Origin of the sequence: Clostridium estertheticum, assembly GCF_011065935.2 — a bacterium.
In the GTDB taxonomy this organism is placed as follows: domain Bacteria; phylum Bacillota; class Clostridia; order Clostridiales; family Clostridiaceae; genus Clostridium_AD; species Clostridium_AD estertheticum_A.
This window is the reverse complement of record NZ_JAAMNH020000001.1, coordinates 1870505-1888316: the sequence shown is the minus strand read 5'-3', so window position 1 is coordinate 1888316 and position 17812 is coordinate 1870505. Positions and strand designations below refer to the sequence as shown.

Annotated in this window: 16 protein-coding genes; 1 reads left to right on the top strand and 15 read right to left on the bottom strand. The window is 30.7% G+C overall.

Annotated elements, in window-relative coordinates:
- Positions 1 to 194: 194 nt before the first annotated feature.
- The 8 genes from G9F72_RS08715 to G9F72_RS08680 form a co-directional block, all read right to left on the bottom strand.
- Positions 195 to 1040: an N-acetylmuramoyl-L-alanine amidase gene (locus G9F72_RS08715; protein ID WP_164957940.1), complete on the bottom strand. Its 846-nt coding sequence runs from the start codon at positions 1038 to 1040 to the stop codon at positions 195 to 197.
- A gap of 226 nt (positions 1041 to 1266) precedes the next feature.
- Positions 1267 to 1872, bottom strand: a complete 606-nt coding sequence (locus G9F72_RS08710) for a sugar O-acetyltransferase (protein WP_164957939.1) — start codon at positions 1870 to 1872, stop codon at positions 1267 to 1269.
- Between the two features lie 31 nt (positions 1873 to 1903).
- Positions 1904 to 2917, bottom strand: coding sequence for an SDR family NAD(P)-dependent oxidoreductase (locus G9F72_RS08705; protein ID WP_164957938.1), 1014 nt, complete (start codon positions 2915 to 2917; stop codon positions 1904 to 1906).
- Between the two features lie 22 nt (positions 2918 to 2939).
- The gene (locus G9F72_RS08700) at positions 2940 to 3800 is read right to left on the bottom strand and encodes a dTDP-4-dehydrorhamnose reductase family protein (protein ID WP_202054865.1); all 861 of its coding nucleotides are present in this window, start codon (positions 3798 to 3800) and stop codon (positions 2940 to 2942) included.
- A 12-nt stretch (positions 3801 to 3812) separates the two neighbouring features.
- The gene (gene wecB / locus G9F72_RS08695) at positions 3813 to 4889 is read right to left on the bottom strand and encodes a non-hydrolyzing UDP-N-acetylglucosamine 2-epimerase (RefSeq protein ID WP_164957937.1); all 1077 of its coding nucleotides are present in this window, start codon (positions 4887 to 4889) and stop codon (positions 3813 to 3815) included.
- Between the two features lie 2 nt (positions 4890 to 4891).
- Positions 4892 to 6913 (bottom strand): glycosyltransferase, encoded by a 2022-nt coding sequence (locus G9F72_RS08690; protein WP_224676041.1) that lies wholly within the window; start codon positions 6911 to 6913, stop codon positions 4892 to 4894.
- Positions 6914 to 7056: 143 nt separating this feature from the next.
- Positions 7057 to 7377 (bottom strand): hypothetical protein, encoded by a 321-nt coding sequence (locus G9F72_RS08685; protein ID WP_164957935.1) that lies wholly within the window; start codon positions 7375 to 7377, stop codon positions 7057 to 7059.
- A gap of 83 nt (positions 7378 to 7460) precedes the next feature.
- Entirely contained in the window at positions 7461 to 7775 is a 315-nt protein-coding gene (locus tag G9F72_RS08680; RefSeq protein WP_224676040.1) for a hypothetical protein, read from the bottom strand.
- A gap of 327 nt (positions 7776 to 8102) precedes the next feature.
- Here G9F72_RS08680 and G9F72_RS08675 point away from each other — a divergent pair, with 327 nt between their 5' ends.
- On the top strand, positions 8103 to 9887 hold the full coding sequence (locus tag G9F72_RS08675; RefSeq protein WP_164957933.1) for a glycosyltransferase: 1785 nt from the start codon (positions 8103 to 8105) through the stop codon (positions 9885 to 9887).
- An 82-nt stretch (positions 9888 to 9969) separates the two neighbouring features.
- On the opposite strand, the gene rfbC is transcribed toward G9F72_RS08675, so the two are convergent.
- The 7 genes from rfbC to G9F72_RS08640 all read right to left on the bottom strand — a co-directional run bounded on the left by rfbC (position 9970) and on the right by G9F72_RS08640 (position 17658).
- Positions 9970 to 10536, bottom strand: a complete 567-nt coding sequence (gene rfbC, locus G9F72_RS08670) for a dTDP-4-dehydrorhamnose 3,5-epimerase (RefSeq protein ID WP_164957932.1) — start codon at positions 10534 to 10536, stop codon at positions 9970 to 9972.
- Positions 10537 to 10565: 29 nt separating this feature from the next.
- A complete protein-coding gene (locus G9F72_RS08665) occupies positions 10566 to 11486 on the bottom strand; it encodes an NAD-dependent epimerase/dehydratase family protein (protein WP_164957931.1) in 921 nt (306 codons plus the stop codon).
- Positions 11487 to 12821, bottom strand: a complete 1335-nt coding sequence (gene rfbH, locus G9F72_RS08660) for a lipopolysaccharide biosynthesis protein RfbH (RefSeq protein WP_164957930.1) — start codon at positions 12819 to 12821, stop codon at positions 11487 to 11489.
- Positions 12822 to 13889, bottom strand: coding sequence for a CDP-glucose 4,6-dehydratase (rfbG, locus tag G9F72_RS08655; protein ID WP_164957929.1), 1068 nt, complete (start codon positions 13887 to 13889; stop codon positions 12822 to 12824).
- Entirely contained in the window at positions 13890 to 14666 is a 777-nt protein-coding gene (gene rfbF, locus G9F72_RS08650) for a glucose-1-phosphate cytidylyltransferase (RefSeq protein ID WP_164957928.1), read from the bottom strand.
- Between the two features lie 298 nt (positions 14667 to 14964).
- On the bottom strand, positions 14965 to 16065 hold the full coding sequence (locus G9F72_RS08645) for a glycosyltransferase (protein WP_164957927.1): 1101 nt from the start codon (positions 16063 to 16065) through the stop codon (positions 14965 to 14967).
- 96 nt (positions 16066 to 16161) lie between these two features.
- Entirely contained in the window at positions 16162 to 17658 is a 1497-nt protein-coding gene (locus G9F72_RS08640) for a glycosyltransferase family 2 protein (protein ID WP_164957926.1), read from the bottom strand.
- Between the last annotated feature and the right edge of the window lie 154 nt (positions 17659 to 17812).

The following is a 17812-nucleotide window of genomic DNA, read 5'->3' as shown; positions in this document are numbered from 1 at the left end:
TCTCCATTTGTTAGATATATCCTGTAAATTTAAAAGATTTAATAAATTCTTCACAAATTCAACCCTACTGCAATTTTACAATTAAGGGCTTTCCAAAACATTTTTTTATGCTTTACACTCCTTAGTATTACAATTATCTTATTTATAATACTAAGGAGTAACAATTCAATTAATTTAAATGATTATATACATTACTAATCTAATAATTTATTTAAAGTATTAGTTCCAACAGTGCCATCAACTACAAGTTTATTTTTCGCTTGAAAATTTTTAACTGCCACAAGAGTAGAAGCGCCAAAAATACCATCTGCTCCACCACTACCACATGGGAATCCTAAAGTAATAAGTCTAGTTTGTAACCATTTAACTAAATTGCTACTTGTACCTTTTTTAAGAATTACTTTGGCTAAGGCGCTACTCGTCAAATCACTTCTGACCCCATCTACAACTAACTTATTCCCATATTTATCTGTAATGCCCGATAAGTTACACGCTGCTTGAAAGGCCGCTATTACAGAATTCCCAGGTATTAGATTGCCGGTAACTGCTTTTATTATTGCATTTGCTATTAAATCTGCATTGTACATACTCATATCTTTTGTACTATCTATAAAAGCACATTCTACAAGCACACAAGGCATATTAGTGTTCTTTACAACAAATAAATGTGATCCGTCTTTTACACCTCTATTCCCATATCCAAGCAAAGCTATTTCATTGCAAATTTTTATGGCATAATTTTTAGCAGTTTGAGATGTAACATAGCATTCCACACCTTCACCACCTCCTGCATTAAAATGAATGCATAAATGCAAATCTGAATTTGATTGATTTGCCTTGCTACATCTATACTGTAAAGATTGACCTACATTTGAAAATGCCTGTCCATAAGGTGTGCAATCTATTATTTTAGTAGTCGTATTTTGTAGTTTGTTAATTATTTTCCCTACAACTTCTTTTGTTAAAGGATCTTCCCTTTTGATTCCAATTGCCCCCCCATCTGGCGTACAATTATGCCCAGCATCTATTGAAATTTTCATATATAAACATCTCCCTAACTATCTATTTTTTTTATGATTTCTTCATATAGTTTTTCTATTTATCTCTATATCTATATATGTTCCATATATGCTTTTGGTAACCTACTTCATTTTACTAACTTTCCTATTGTTGAACATTGGCACTAAATTATCTCCGCTAGCACCTTCGAAAATATTGAGTATAATCCATTTAGATTATACTCAATTGTAATATAAATACCGCATATCAAAATTTATCATTCAATTTTAACTTTTTAAAATAATATTTCTTATCTTCATCCGTAATTCCTCGTATTATTTTACAAGGATTACCTACAGCTATAGAATTAGATGCAATGTCTTTAGTTACAACGCTACCAGATCCAATCACTACATTATCACCAATAGTAATTCCTGGATTTACTATAACCCCGCCTCCTATCCAAACATTATCCCCTATATTAATGGGAAAAGCATATTCAATGAATGCATTTCTTGCTTCATAATGAACAGGATGACCTGCTGTAAAAAGGCTTACGTTTGGTGCAAACATAACATTATTACCAATTGTAACCTTAGCACAATCTAAAATAGTGCAATTGTAATTGCTATAAAAATTTTCTCCAATAGAAATATTATACCCATAGTCACATCGGAATGGTGGTTCTATATAGAAATTATTATCAACCTCACCTAATAATTTTTTTAGAATTTCCTTTTGCTTATCACCTTGGCTTGGGCGTAGGGTGTTATAGTCAAAAATCATTTCTTTTGCATATTGGCGTTCAGATGATAATTCTTCTCCAAATGCTTTATATGGTTTTCCGCTTAACATTTTTTCTTTTTCTGTCATAAACAATGCCTCCATATCTGTTTCTATAACTTTATATTATTTTGTTTTCTTTATTCTCAATAAATCCGCCTTTAATAAGCATTTCCTTAGCTTCATTATATCCTAATACATAATCATTAGATGAATATTGTACTTTATTTAAAGGGTTTAAATTCAATTTTTTATAATATTCTTTTAAATTCTCTATATTTATTTGAGGTAGAATAACAAAATAGTCATTATCATAAATATATGCATTTTTAGCTTCATACTTTGATATTAATACTTCATGCAGCTTTTCACCAGGTCTTTTACCTATTACTTTAATGCTACAATGTTCATTTCCAAATTCATCTTGTATAATACTCGCGATATCTACTATTCTATATCCAGGCATTTTCATTACAAAGGTTTCCCCACCAATACTACTCTTTATTGCTTTGAATATTAACTGTATTGCCTGCTTTAAAGTTAGGAAATACCTTGTCATTTCTGTATCTGTAATTGAAATTTCATTACATTTTTTTACTTGATCTATGAAATATGGTACGACGCTTCCATTTGTACCTAGTACATTGCCCGCCCTTATACAAACAAATTTTGTTTTGTCAGTTATAGTGCTCGCATGAATTATTAACTTCTCGCCAATAGCCTTTGACATTCCATAAACATTTATTGGCTCAACAGCCTTATCTGTAGAAACATCAATTACTTTGACAACGTTATTTTCAATTGCTGCATTAATAAGGTTTTTAACACCTGTAATATTGGTTTTGATTGCCTCGTATGGCTGCTCCTCACATATAGGTACATGTTTTAAGGCCGCCAAATGGAATATATACTCAACATTTTTTGTAGCTTGTTTTATTGACTCATAATCCCTTATATCCCCTATAATAAATTTTAACTTAGTATTATTAAATTTACGTTGCATATTGACTTGGTTTAATTCACTTCTAGAATATATAATTATTTGCTTAGGATTCATTTCTAAAAGTTGAGTTGTAAGCTCATTTCCCCAGGAACCTGTACCTCCTGTTATTAAAATAGATTTGTCTTCGAACATATACAGTCCCCCCCCATAAGTATTACAAAAAATATTGCGAATATAACTGCCTGTTTTTTACCATCCAATTTTTTAATTCACTTAGCATTTCAGTATAAGTAGGCACTTTTACAGGAAAATCATTCCTTATACTAATGAGAGATTTGTCATTTTTAATTTGTCCAAAATTCTCAATTAGTATAGATTTCTCAAATACAGAATTAACAATTTTTAATAACTCATATTTACTAATTGAAGCTTTAGAAGTCAAATTGTATAATCCATTTAAATTGTTTTCTATCATTAGGTCCAGACACTTAGCCAGTTGCAACGTAGTAACTCCTGACCACATAACTTTAGAATAGCCAGTAACTGTTCCAGTTTGCCTCATAAACCAATGAAAAAGTCCTGTACCATTAGTCTTTAGTTCTGGTCCAATGATTGAAGTTCGCACTGTCAAATCTTTATTATTATTTATCTCACCCAGTACTTTAGTTTTAGCATATAGATCCATCCCATCAGGCACAGAATTTTCATTGTAATTACCTGTATCACCCGAAAAAACACAATCTGTACTTAGATGAATAAGCTTAGTATTAGTATTTTTAAATTGTTTTTCTAGGTATCTTGGGAAATAAGAATTAATAAATATAGTGTTAGATGGGTCGTCTTCAGCATTTCTATTAAGGATTCCAATAGAATTGATTATGATATCTGGATTAAGTTCTGCAATAATTGTGTTTAATAAGTTTAAATCATGTATATCTAAGACTATAGACTTTTCTTCTAACTTAACAGTATGGCATATATCAAACACTACATATTTTTCTGACAAGGTTTTAAAATAGTTGCTAATCATATGTCCTGCCATACCCGTAGCACCTAGAACTAAAATTTTTTTCACATACCATCACCCCTAATTTGATAATAAGAAATTTAAAACTTTACTGGAAACATTATTGTCAATATAACCCTCTGGATAGCTCCACCAGATATTTGCGTTTGCCATAAGCCTTGAACACATAATAATTTTCTCATAATTAACACCTGAAACCACATTACTTCCACATTCAACTGTTTCTGGTCTTTCAGTTGAATCTCTAATTGTAATTGTAGGTATTTGGAATATGCAACATTCCTCTTGAACCGTACCACTATCTGTTAACACAAATGCCCCATTCTTCTCAAGTTTAACAAAATCGAAAAATCCAAAAGGTTCACTATAAATTATATTCTTATTATTATTTAGAAAACCGAATTCATCTATCTTGCTTTTAGTTCTTGGATGAACGCTAAAGATTATTTTACAATTAAATTCCTTTTGCACTGAATTAATAGCATTTAGTATTATTTCTAAACGTTCTTTTACATCCACATTTTCCGCTCTATGAATGGTGGCTAATATATATCTGCCTTTTTCTAAATTTAAGTGACTTAAAATATCACTTTTTTCAATATTTTCATTATAATATCTCAGTACTTCAAATATTGGGTTTCCTGATACAAATATTTTGTCTTTTGATATACCATCCTTTAGAAGATTTTCTCTACTTCCTGAAGTATATGGCATCGCATAAGTTGAAACTGCATCTATTATCCTTCGATTTTTCTCCTCTGGAACCTTTAAGTCAAAACATCTATTACCTGCTTCCATATGAAATACTGGTATGCCCAATCTCTCAGCTATAATTGCAGATAAACCACTATTTGTGTCCCCGAGTATTAGTATTTTATCGGGTTTTTCACTTAATATAATTTCTTCTATAAGTTGTAGTAATTTCCCCACTTGCATGCCAAAACTATCTGCTGGTACTTGTAAATAGTAATCAGGTTTTCTAATGTTAAGTTCCTGAAAGAATATATCATTTAACAGTGAAGAGTAGTTCTGACCTGTATGAACTAAGACGTGATCACAGTTCTTGTCTAATTTTCTTATAATTAATGATAGTCTTATTATTTCTGGTCTAGTCCCTAGAATCGTCATTACTTTCATAGCTAAATCACTCCTAAGTCTTTAATTTCTTCCATATACTTACCATATAATTCTTTTAGTTTAAAAAGTTCACTTAAAAAATCTATTCCTTGATCTAAGCCTTCATCAACATACTTCATTCCCTCTTTTGCAAATACAAAGCAATATTTCACTAATTCCTCCTTGGTTACATTTCCTTTTACATATTCAGGTATTGCATTCATATTTACATGATTTTCAATTTGATCATAATAAAATTGTGCTATCACATAATTTTTTAATTGATTTCTATTTTCGAATTCATTCCATTGAATTTCTGAAGCATATACTTCATCCTTAAAATTTTTAATTATATAATCAAAAATTGAAACGGCTGAAGCTATTCTTTTTTGTAGGTTATGTGATAGATTATTTGAATGAATTCTATAATTTATTACTGCGCCATCAATCTTTCCATAATTCCAATTATATTTTATAAACTGTAGTGAATTTAATGTATCTGCGGAAAAATCGTTATCCCTATATACTATCCAATTTATTTTATTATCTTTAAAAAAACTCAATCTATATAGACAATTCATAGGTATTACACCGGAGGCCGACTTAAAAATATGCTCAACAACTTTATTTTGTGAGCAAACCTGGTATTTCCATTGGTTAACTTTTATATTATCTTGATTTACTATATTAAAGTTACTATATACATAGTCCTTACTAGGGTTTTTCTCTAAATAGTCTACAAATTTATAAATAGCATCTCTTTCAGGAAAATCATCACAAGCAATCCACTGAAAATATTTCCCCTTTGCATTATTAATTATTTCTTGAATTCCTTTTGATGCTCCACCTGAGTTCACGCTATGATATATTGCATGTATATTTTTATATTTTTCCTCATAATCTTTGATTATTTCTTCAGAACCATCCGTTGAGCAATCATCAATAAGTAAAATTTCAATGTTTTTATAAGTTTGATTTATAAAAGAATCTACACATTTAGATAAATATTCCCTGCCATTATAATTTGTTATCCCTATAGTAACTAATGGTTGCTCAATCATGGTAGTTTCTTTAGTTTGGAGTAGATTTGCAAATACTACCTTTAGTTTTTCTAATTGTTGATGAAGTTCAAAACCATTCAAAACAAATGAATAATATTCTTTTGAATTATATTCATTATCAGTTATCATATCAACAGCCTCATTTATTGTGTTCCAAACTAAGGAATGAGTATATATGTTTTTTGCACCAACAAAATTATGAATTATAGGTTTTATTCCCTTCACCATAGCTTGCATAACACTCATGTTTTGTGATTCTAGGATACTTGTACATAGTATATAATTTTTATCTTCTAGCCACTTATCTAGATTATCCTGCCAGCCCTCATAAACTACATTATCTTCTAATCCAAATTCTTTTATCATTTGATTGAAATACAGCACATCTCTATGATCTTGAAACTTACCAGCAATAAATAATTTATATTGGTTATCTTTATCATAAATACTTTTAAAAGCATGTAATAATAACATGGGCCCTTTTTTATAATTTATATAACCTACATAAGCAATATTAAATCCAGGTCTTCTCTCAGCAAATGTCCATTTTTCGTCATCAATACCGTTAGGGATTACTATTGTTTTTTCTTCATCTATGCTAAAGTTTTCAATAACAAAATTTTTAATATGTTCTGCCACAAATATGATTTTATCCACATTTCCCCAATCAACATTAGCTGGATAATCTGTAAAGGCCTCATAACTGTGTATTCTACATATAATTTTCTTTTGCTTTGCAAGATTAATTTTACTTCCATAGGATATTAGTTCATCACACCATTCAAACCAGCATATATCAGCCAATTCCATCTCTTCATCAATTTGTTTGAAATCTGTTACAATTATCTTTTTAGTTAAATATTCACCTGATAATCCATTAATAATATCTTCTAAAAAACTATCTAATCCCTGCTTCACAAAAAAAACAATGGTTTTTTTATCGCATGCCTTAGGATCTAAACTTATATTACTTATATTTTCCACTAAATTACTCCTCTCTTCACTGTTTGCACTGGGTAACTTAAGAGTATTAATTCCCATTTCGAGGTATCCATTAAATTTCATTTAATGTTTTGTCCTGAGGTACTATACAGTTTTAAATAACTAACTTTACTAAAAATAATACTCTATACCTTATAAGAACCATAAAAATTCGCAGTTTCAACATCACCGGTCGTTTCCTTTGGAATAATAGCCATATTATAGATTCTATCTATATAAAGAGGGATACCGCTTAATAAGTTATTATATTCATCAACAACGTAATAATTATCCGTATGACCGCTGCTGGCTCTTTTTACAGCAATATTTACTACAGCATCATATAGCGAATCTTCTGCTACTGTTCCTATAACTCTGACTTTTCTTATAGTAGCTCCTCCGCACTCACATCTCATAACCACTTTTATATGAAAATAACAGTATTCTTGCTGGATTCGGTTATCCATTATCTTAAAAACACCTCCCTTCTAAAGCCTCAACTTAGACCATGGAGCCAGTTATGGCTCCATGGTCTTTAAAAAAGTTAATATTAAACGTTAGGGGTGTATGACCAAGCCTGTGCTGCTGATAAAATAGTATCTGATCCTAAAATTTTTGGTACAATTGACAAAGTATAAGAAGTACTAACTACTTGAGCTGTAGCACCGGCTGTATTATCATAGGTTATTGTTCTGTAAAATGAACGGTTCCTAGCTGCAGTAGAAGCGTTAGTAACGTTAAGGCTAATTGTTAAATATCCAAGACTATATGCCGCAACTGTTCCTGTAACTGCAACAGCACGAGGCGAACTAGTTTTTGGAGTATCAAAGTTTAGTGTTAAAGCCATAAAAAAAACCATCTCCATATATTTATTTTTAAGGATTTTCATCCTGTTATAATATATGGATTTATTCATAAAATGTACCTAATAATTATTTATATAACTTTGCTTTTATAAAAAGCGGAGATTGTAAACAATGTTGTCAATCCCTGCACTCTAGAACTCACTTACCATGTAGAATATAATACATAAATTTTATCCAATAGTTTTTTCAAAGTAACTTCTAAAATATTTGTAGATGAGCCGTGATTTCAAATATCTCTAGCTTTTGAAAATGAATTAAGAACTGTTAATTAAATTCCACATAATATATATGGAAGTATTTGATTGTTTTAAATTGGAGGATAATAAATGAAAAATGAAGTAAGTTTGTGTATGATTGTTAAAAACGAAGAAACCTACTTACCTAGATGCCTTAGCAGCATCAAGGATATTGTTGATGAAATTATTATAGTTGACACAGGTTCCACGGACAGAACTATAGATATCGCTAAAAGCTTTGGAGCTAAGATTCACTATTTTCAGTGGAATAATAACTTTAGTGATGCTAGAAATGAATCATTAAAATATGCTACTAAAGATTGGATATTGATTTTGGATGGAGATGATGAATTATATCCTGAGGATCAAGAAAATTTTAGAGATTTATTAACTAGGCAGTTGGATGAAAATGCAATTTATTTTTTTGAAACCTTAAACTATTATGGAAATACCATTGATGATAATTCAATAACTGTAAATTTAAATCCAAGATTATATAAAAATAATCAAGGAACCCACTATGAGGGAGAAGTTCATAATCAGTTAATATATTCTGAAAATAAATATAATGCAATTTATACACTCTTAAAAATTCACCATTTTGGTTATATGAATAAAAGTATAGATTCTAAGGATAAGAGAGCTAGAAATATAACCCTCTTAAATGATCAAATAAAAAAAGATCCAAATGATTATTTTGCTCACTTCAACTTAGGAACTGAATACGCAGCACTAAATGAAAACAAAACTGCTTTAGAACATTATTATAAGTCCTATGAAAAATTTGAACCATATAATGGATACAGTTTTTTATTAATATTTAGAATAGTATTTTTAAATTACAATATAAAAGATTTTGATACAGCTTTTAAATTTATAGATATTGGACTCGAACACTACCCTAAGTTTACTGACTTATATTTTTTAAAAGCTCTTATTTTAAAAGATATGAATGTGCCTACTCTTCAGATAAGGTCATTAGAAAAATGCATTGAACTCGGAGAAGCACCTTCTGAATTAAAGTGTTTATATGGAGTTGGAAGTTTCAAAGCATATTATGAGTTAGGTAATGCATATTTAAAACTCAAGGATTATGATGCTGCATATAATTATTATATTGAAGCAATGAAATCAAATCCTGATTTCATTAATCCACTATATTCTATTGGTCATATATTAAAGAATAAGAATACACCTTTCGATGATTTCAAAAAAATTATAGAAGAGTTTTTTTCTGATTATCCCAAAGCCAATATGATTATTGCAAATTTATTTTACACCGAAGGCTTTTATAAAACAGCATTGGAATACGTAGAAAAATGTGAACTTGCTGGAATTATTCCAGAAGACCTAATGTTGCTTAAAGCTAATTGTCTTGTAATGTCTGGCGACTTTAATGAATGCATTAAAATGAACAGTATAGCAGAAAGTAGTTCTAGTTATTTATATTTTTCCATGTACAAAGTTATAAGTAGCATCTTAACTAATAATTATGATAATGCACTAGCTTTATTAAGTAATTTTAAAGAGGATGATTTATCTAAGTATAATAAAAAACAATATAAAGTTTACTCACAGGTCTTAACCTTATTTACAAAAGAGCCCACTTCTGTTTTATCTGAAGAAGAAAATGACCAGGAATACCTTGATATTATTTTAGAAATCTGTGAAATTTTACTCGTAAATAATAAGTTTAATGAACTTGAAATAGCCGTAAACTTACTAAATTTAATAAATAATAAATTTGTACTACTCAATCTTGGAAAACTATATTATAGCTATGGATATATTGAACTTGCTAAAAAAGAAATAATGAGATCAATAAAAGAATTTGAAGTTTATGATGGAGAAGGTTTGGAGATATTACTGTGCTAAGCAAATGCTTTGTGTGCCACTGTGTATACTACCGTTTAAATGTCTATATTATAATAAAAGACCTCTTAATCGAGGTCTTTTATTATTCTTTTAGTAACGCATTAAAATTTTTAATAAAGTCTTTAAACGTCATTAATGCACTATCTCGCTCGGAAATAATAGGATTTTGTACATCCCAATCAATAGATAAATCTTCATCATTCCAAACAATGCCACTGTCAGTTCCTTTGTGATATTTTCCACCACATTTATATGAGACAATTGCTGTTTTAGAAAGTACACAGAAACCGTGTGCGAATCCTTTTGTAATAAAAAGGCTCTTCCTTTTACGTTCTGTTAAATAAAACTTCTCCCATTTCCCAAAAGTCTCTGAGCCAGCTCTTAAATCAACAATTACATCTAATATCTCTCCAGTTATTGCACGTACAAGTTTTGCTTGTGGTTCATGTGTTTGAAAATGAAGGCCCCTAATAACATTTTCCCATGAAAAAGATTCGAAACTTTCATACAAATCAATATCCAAACCATTTTTGGCAAATATCTCTTTTTCAAAGTCTTTAACAAAATATCCTCTGCTATCTTCTGTTGAAAAAGAATCAATAAGAAATACTCCTTTCATACTTGTCTTTTCTATTGAAAATTCACCCATCAGTATTCCTCCTTTACTCACCTAAGAATTCAATTATTATTTTGAATCCATTGTACAGTTTTTTCAATCCCCTGTTCAAACGTTACTTCTGTTTCAAACCCAAATTCGTTGTGTAATTTGGTTGTATCAAATTCAGTATATTTTAATAATGCTCCTTGATAGGGTATTTCACCAAAATTTAGTTCAATATTTTCATCAACTATATTTTTCATTCTTGTAATAAAATCTTTCAAAGGATAAGGTTTTGGATTTCCGATATAATAACTTGTATACGACTTTCCACTTTGACCCACTAGATAAAATGCCCTCGCTGCATCAGATGCGTAAATAAAATCATACAACTGCTCACCATGTGTAAATGTGGTTTTTCCCTTATTCAAAAAATTTCTTATCGCAGTGTTGATAAATCTTTCTGATTTTTCACCTGTACCAAATATATTCGATATGATAGCATTCACATATGACAATTTTAAACTAACTGCAAGAGTTTTTGCCATGAAATCTGCTGTCTGTTTTGCTGTACTGTATATATTACTAAGCACCGGTTCTGTGCCATCTGCCGGAATATACTGTACAGCTTCATATTCCATGATACTTCCAGCATTCACAAATTTTATACATCCAATTTCAGATGCAACTTTTACAGCATCGCAAGTAGCTTTTACGTTGCTAAGCTGTAACTTTATATCAGCTCTATCCACACCGGATGTACCTGCCCAAGCAAAATGATAAAACACATCAATATCATCGTCTAGAATTAGCAATGGAAGAGTAGTAATCTTCTCAATTGGGCATACAACAATGCTGACATTGTCATATTGTCGTAATACCGTCATGTTAGATTCTTCACTTCGTACAACTGCTATTACTTTTACCCCCCTTGAAACTAGTTCTTTTACCAACCAGCCACCTACAAAGCCAGATGCTCCGGTCACAATAGCCTTCTTCATCTACATCACTGCTTCCTTAATTGTTTTAGCCATATAATCAATCATCTCATCAGTCATCCCCGGATATACACCAACCCAGAAAGTATCATTCATGATTCTATCTGTAACTGCTAAATTTCCAACTACACGATAGCCTTTACCTATCTTTCTCATTTCATTAAAACAAGGTTGCTTTATCAGATTACCTGCAAAAAGCATTCTACTCTGTACTCCCTTACTCTCCACATATCGGACAACCTTATTCTTATCAACTCCTTCTTTGCATGTGATAAGAAAACCAAACCAACTTGGCTTTGAATTTTCACAAGGCATAGGTAGCATCAATTTGTCAGATACATCTTCTAATGCAGCTTTCAATCTATCAAAGTTGTATCTACGCTTTTCTACAAATGAAGGAAACTTTACTAACTGAGCACAGCCAATTGCAGCTTGCATATCAGTAGCTTTCAAATTATAACCAAAATGAGAATATACATATTTATGATCATACCCAAATGGCAATTCACCATACTGCCTGTCAGCTCTATGTCCACAAAGATTATCCACACCTGATGGACATATACAATCTCTTCCCCAATCTCTAAGAGAACGAATAATTTTATTAAGAAGTAGGTTATCTGTATAAATAGCACCGCCTTCGCCCATGGTCATGTGATGTGGAGGATAGAAGCTTGAAGTTCCAATATCACCAATAGTTCCTGTGAACTTTTCTTCGCCATCTATCGTGTATATCGTACCAAGAGCATCACAGTTATCCTCAATCAGCCAGAGATTATTTTTATTACAAAAATCTTTTACTGTTTTCAAATCAAATGGATTACCAAGAGTGTGGGCAAGCATTACTGCTTTCGTTTTTTTAGAAATTGAGGCTTCAAGTTGCGTTACATCTATGTTGTATTGAGGTATTGTTAAATCAACAAATACTGGGACAGCTCCATATTGGATTATAGGTGTTACTGTAGTTGGGAATCCTGCCGCCACAGTGATAATCTCATCCCCTCTTTTTACCTGCCTGTTACCAAGCAAGGTCGATGTGAGCGCCATAAAGGCAATTAAATTAGCAGACGAACCGGAGTTAACAAGGGAGCAATATTTGATTCCTAAATAACTGGCAAACTCTTTTTCAAATTGATCAGTATATCTTCCGGATGTCAGCCAGAATTCTAAGGAGCTATCGACTAAATTGACCATTTCTTCATGACCGTAAAAACGTGAAGCATAAGAAATCCGATCTCCTTCATTATACTTTTTTTTATTATGATAGATGTCGCAATATTCGGATACCACGTCAAGGATTTGCTTTCTCGCTTCTTTTTCTGTTTTATTTTCAAACATTTATTTAGTACCTCCTAAAAATTCATCAATCTGCTTATCCATAATAAAAGCAATATTACCACCATCAAAGTAGACTTTTGCCCATTCAACAGTTTTTTCGATTGTTGTTTCAACGTCCCATTTTGGCTTCCAACCAAAAACTGATTTTAGTTTAGAACAATCTAATTTCAGAAAATTTGCTTCATGAGGCCCTCCATCATATTTGTTTATCCATGCCTGTTTCTTCCCTGTTGCTACTTCCCATTTACTGCAAAATATATCAACCAATCTTCCAGTGGTAATACAATCGCTTTCATCTGGACCTACATTGTAATAGTCAGCATACTTGATATCCTCATATTGCTTCTGTACAATCATTAAATATACATAGAGAGGTTCCAACACGTGCTGGTATGGTCTTGTGGAGTGAGGGTTACGAACGATTATGTCATCTTCATTCTCAACGGCTCTAATACAATCAGGTATAATTCTGTCTCTCGCAAAGTCACCACCACCGAGAACATTTCCTGCTCTTGCAGTTGAAACTGCAACGTTTCCACCTAAGAAAAACGATTTTTTATAACTATGTGTTACAATCTCAGAACAAGACTTGCTGTTTGAATATGGGTCATAGCCGTCCAGTGGGTCACTTTCTCTGTAACCCCAAACCCACTCATTATTTTGATAGACTTTATCTGTTGTAATATTAATCATAGACTTAACATAGTTGTTATTACGAACACATTCTAAAATATTTACTGTACCCATCACATTTGTTTCAAATGTGTAGTGAGGATCAGTATATGAATCTCTAACTAGAGTTTGTGCTGCCAGATGCAATACTATCTCAGGCTGAGCAGCATTAAAAGCCTTCTCCAAATTCTCCAAGTCCCTAATATCACCAATGACCGAGTGCATCTGTTTTTCAATTTTGCTTATCTCAAATAAACTGGGAGTTGTAGGTGGATTAAGTGAATACCCTGTCACCTTAGCTCCAGCATTAATAAGCATTTTGCAAAGCCATGCACCCTTAAATCCTGTATGGCCGGTTATAAATATTTTTTTATCTTTAAAAAAATCCATCATCATTTATTCCCACACCTTCCACGATGCCTGTTTATTGTCCCATAGTTTTTCGAGTAATTCCTTATCTCTCATTGTGTCCATACACTGCCAGAAACCATGATGGAAGAAAGCCTTAAGTTGCCCTTCTAAAGCAATTGTTTCTAACGGTTCTTTTTCAAAAATAACAGAATCCCCATCGATATAGTCAATGATCTCCGGATTTAACACCATATATCCAGCATTAATCCAGCCACCATCCTCTTTAGATTTTTCCTTGAAACTGTTAATTCCTTCATTGTCGTCAATATCAAGCATTCCGAAACGTCCTCCAGGCTGTATGGCTGTAATTGTAGCTATCTTGCCGTGTGATCTATGAAAATCAACAAGCTCTTTAATATTTACATCGGCAACACCGTCACCATACGTAAGCATAAATGTCTCGTTTCCGATATACTCTTTAACTCTCTTTATACGTCCACCTGTCATTGTATTTAAACCTGTATCAACTAATGTAACCTTCCACGGTTCTGTATTATTATTGTGTATAGTCAACTTGTTTTCTGCTGCAAAGTCAAATGTAACATCTGACATATGCAGATAGTAACCCGCAAAAAACTCTTTGATTATATACTGCTTGTACCCACAGCATATAATAAAGTCGTTATAACCAAAGGATGCATAGTATTTCATTATATGCCAAAGAATTGGTTTTTCGCCGATTTCTATCATTGGCTTTGGTATCAAATGACTCTCTTCACTTATTCTAGTGCCAAAACCACCTGCTAAAATTACAACTTTCAATGTTACTCCTCCAATTTTGATTTAAATTAAATTATATCTGTTGATGCATTATCTGCGTTAAGAACTGCTTATTCTAGGTTCATATCTTGTTTTATACAACTTATATAGCACATTCAATCATACTTTCTTTATTATATGCATGAATAGTTAAACTTGTACCTATAGCCTAGGACATCAACAAAAGTGTTGATCCTACAGGTATTTTTTGTATAATAAAAGACCCCTTTATAGAGGTCTTTTTAAAATATATTAATCGTAATAATTTTTTCTTATAATCATAAGTAATAATGATTAAATTCTATAATCGGGTAAGCTTAGTATTAAAATTATTTATTAATATTTGGCCACCCCCTTTCAGATGACTTCTTACAAATTTTAAAATTTCTGGAGAGTCGTTTAAATTCATATCTGCACTTGAAAAAATCATATAATCAAAAAATTTGTCTTGATAACTTAATTCACAATTTACAATATTTCCAATTATAACTTTTGCAAAGTCTCTCGCTATTTCCCCAGCATTTTTATTTGATTCTATACCATATACATTAGCATTTTTAAAAATATTTTTTATTTCAAGTAGGTTAGCACCACAGCCACAGCCAATTTCTAATACGTTAAACTCTTGTGACTTAGGTTTATCAATTAATTTAATTATTTCATAACTTATATAATTTTCCCAATTAAATCCCCACTTTTCTTCAAACTTCTTTTGATTGATTTTTAAAATTTTAGAATACTCATAGGGATTTTCACCAAAGGTAACGCTACCATAATGATGTATAAAGGTATCTTTGCAAAGCATTAATCTATATCCAGCTTTTCTTATTCTTAAAGAATAATCATCATCCTCAAAATTTCCTGGAGTAAATCTTTCATCCAACAGCCCAACTTTTTCTATCACTTCTCTTTTGATAGATATACAAAAGCCAATTAACTTTAACCGTTCCACCCATTTATTTTTATCAGAAATATTATATTTTTCTGCAAAATACACCATTTCTTCCACATTATTATATTTTATACTTATTTGTTGATAATAAGGGCACCTATTAGCAACTGCTCCAACTGCTCCTATATCTTCAGAACTATATAAGCACTTATTTAAATTCATAAGCCAATTTGGAGTAACCACCACATCATTATTTAAAAGTAGAATATTATCTCCCTCTGCAATATTTATTCCCTGATTACAGCCTTTGGGAAAACCAAGACCTTCTTCATTAAATATTGATTTTATGTCTCGCTGATTATTTAACCAATTAACGGTCCCATCAGTAGAATGGTTATCTACTACAATAATTTCATAATTATTTTTATCGGTATATTCTCTTATGCTCTCAATACAAAGTTTTGTATATTTAAGTTTATTATGTGTTAAAATTACTATACTTGTAATCATACTATTCCTCCAACCTAAATATTATTCTTAATGGATGTATTACCTGAAAAAATCATAGGCAACCTCTTTATATTTAGGAAAGTCTAAATAACCAATTCAATCCCTATCATCAAATACTTCGCATCTAAATAGCCTTGCAAGTAAGAAATACTCCATAAAACTTTTCTCAACATATAGAATACATTCTTCAGGATTCATTAAAAAATTCGTTTTAGAATTCATATAATTATTGTGAACATGCCACCCCCTCGCTAATTCTTTGGGACTATATCTTGCTTTCCTTTCCATCAATACTTTTTTTAAACCATGTGCTTGTGACCTATAAGAATAATGCTTTAGCAAAAATTTAAAAGGAAATATTTTCCGACCATAGAATATTATTTCATGCCCACCTGAATTTGCAAGATCAAATGCAACATTTACTTTCTTCCAGGTGTCTATCCTTGTGAGTTTTTGAACAATTGTAGTATATTTAAAGTATTTTTCAAAATCTCCTCTAGCAAATCCATTATCGACTGGACAAAAATCAATAATATTACAGTCAATTGCATTAAACCCCATTTTATCTACCAAGTATATAGATTCTTTTAAATTCAAACCTTCCCAGGGACCCTTTTTAATTTCATCTGCGTCAGTATGCATAAACCAATCCGCATCAAGCTCTTTAGATAATTGCTCCTTCCTTTTTAATATTTCCATCCATTCATAATATTTTGTAGGTCCTTCTTTAGGAAACCTCTCAAAACCAATAATTTTATTTTCTTTATACAAATTTTGTATTATTGCAAAAGTTGAATCCGTCGACCAGTTGTCCATAATATAGACATCAATTCCATTTTCTTTTAATTTAGAAACTGAATCATATATTATATCTTCTTCATTAATAACTGACATAATTGCCACTACCCTAAATTTTTTTATATTTTCATCTATTATATTGTCATTATTTTTACCAATAATACATAATATATTTTCTCTTAATTCCTCTTTATTCTTATTACTAAGTCCAATAAAATGCAAATTGAAATCATAATACTTTAAAGTTTTTTTTAATTCATCTATTGTCCATATGGCTTCATCAGAATTACTAATTGATCTATCCAAAGTACTTATTAACCCAATTTTTGAATTCTCCATAAAATCTTTAATGTTACTTAATAGACATCCTTTATTTTTTACTTTTTCTAAAGCATTACTGCATAAAATCATTGATGCCTGGAGTAATTTCGCAGGTAAATTTATTTTATTAAGAAAATCTAGATCGCATTTAATATACCATACGCCCTCATAATCTATTAACCTTTCTACAATATTCAGATCTATTCCAATTATCGTATATTTATCTTTAAGTTCTAATAAGTATGGTAAATTCGTACATCCTACATCGATTATATATTTACATTCAAAACTACTAGAAATTTTATCTATCAATTTAATATTATTCGCAAATTTTTTTACGTCTTTATAACCCTCTTTTCCATAATATTCACTTAAATTAACTTTTTGTTTTAGTTCACTATCTATAAAATAATTAACTTTGCGTAACTCTTTTTCTATTTCCTTATAGCTTTCTTCATTAATAACTAAACTCATAATTTCCTCCCCCTAACATGTCTCTTTACAGGAAATTTTGTAATTAAATCTATAACTATATAAACTAATTGTCCATTAATACATAGTTTTAAAGTTCAGTATATTATATTAATCTACTACCTACTTTTGATACATAAATAAAAAGATTATTACA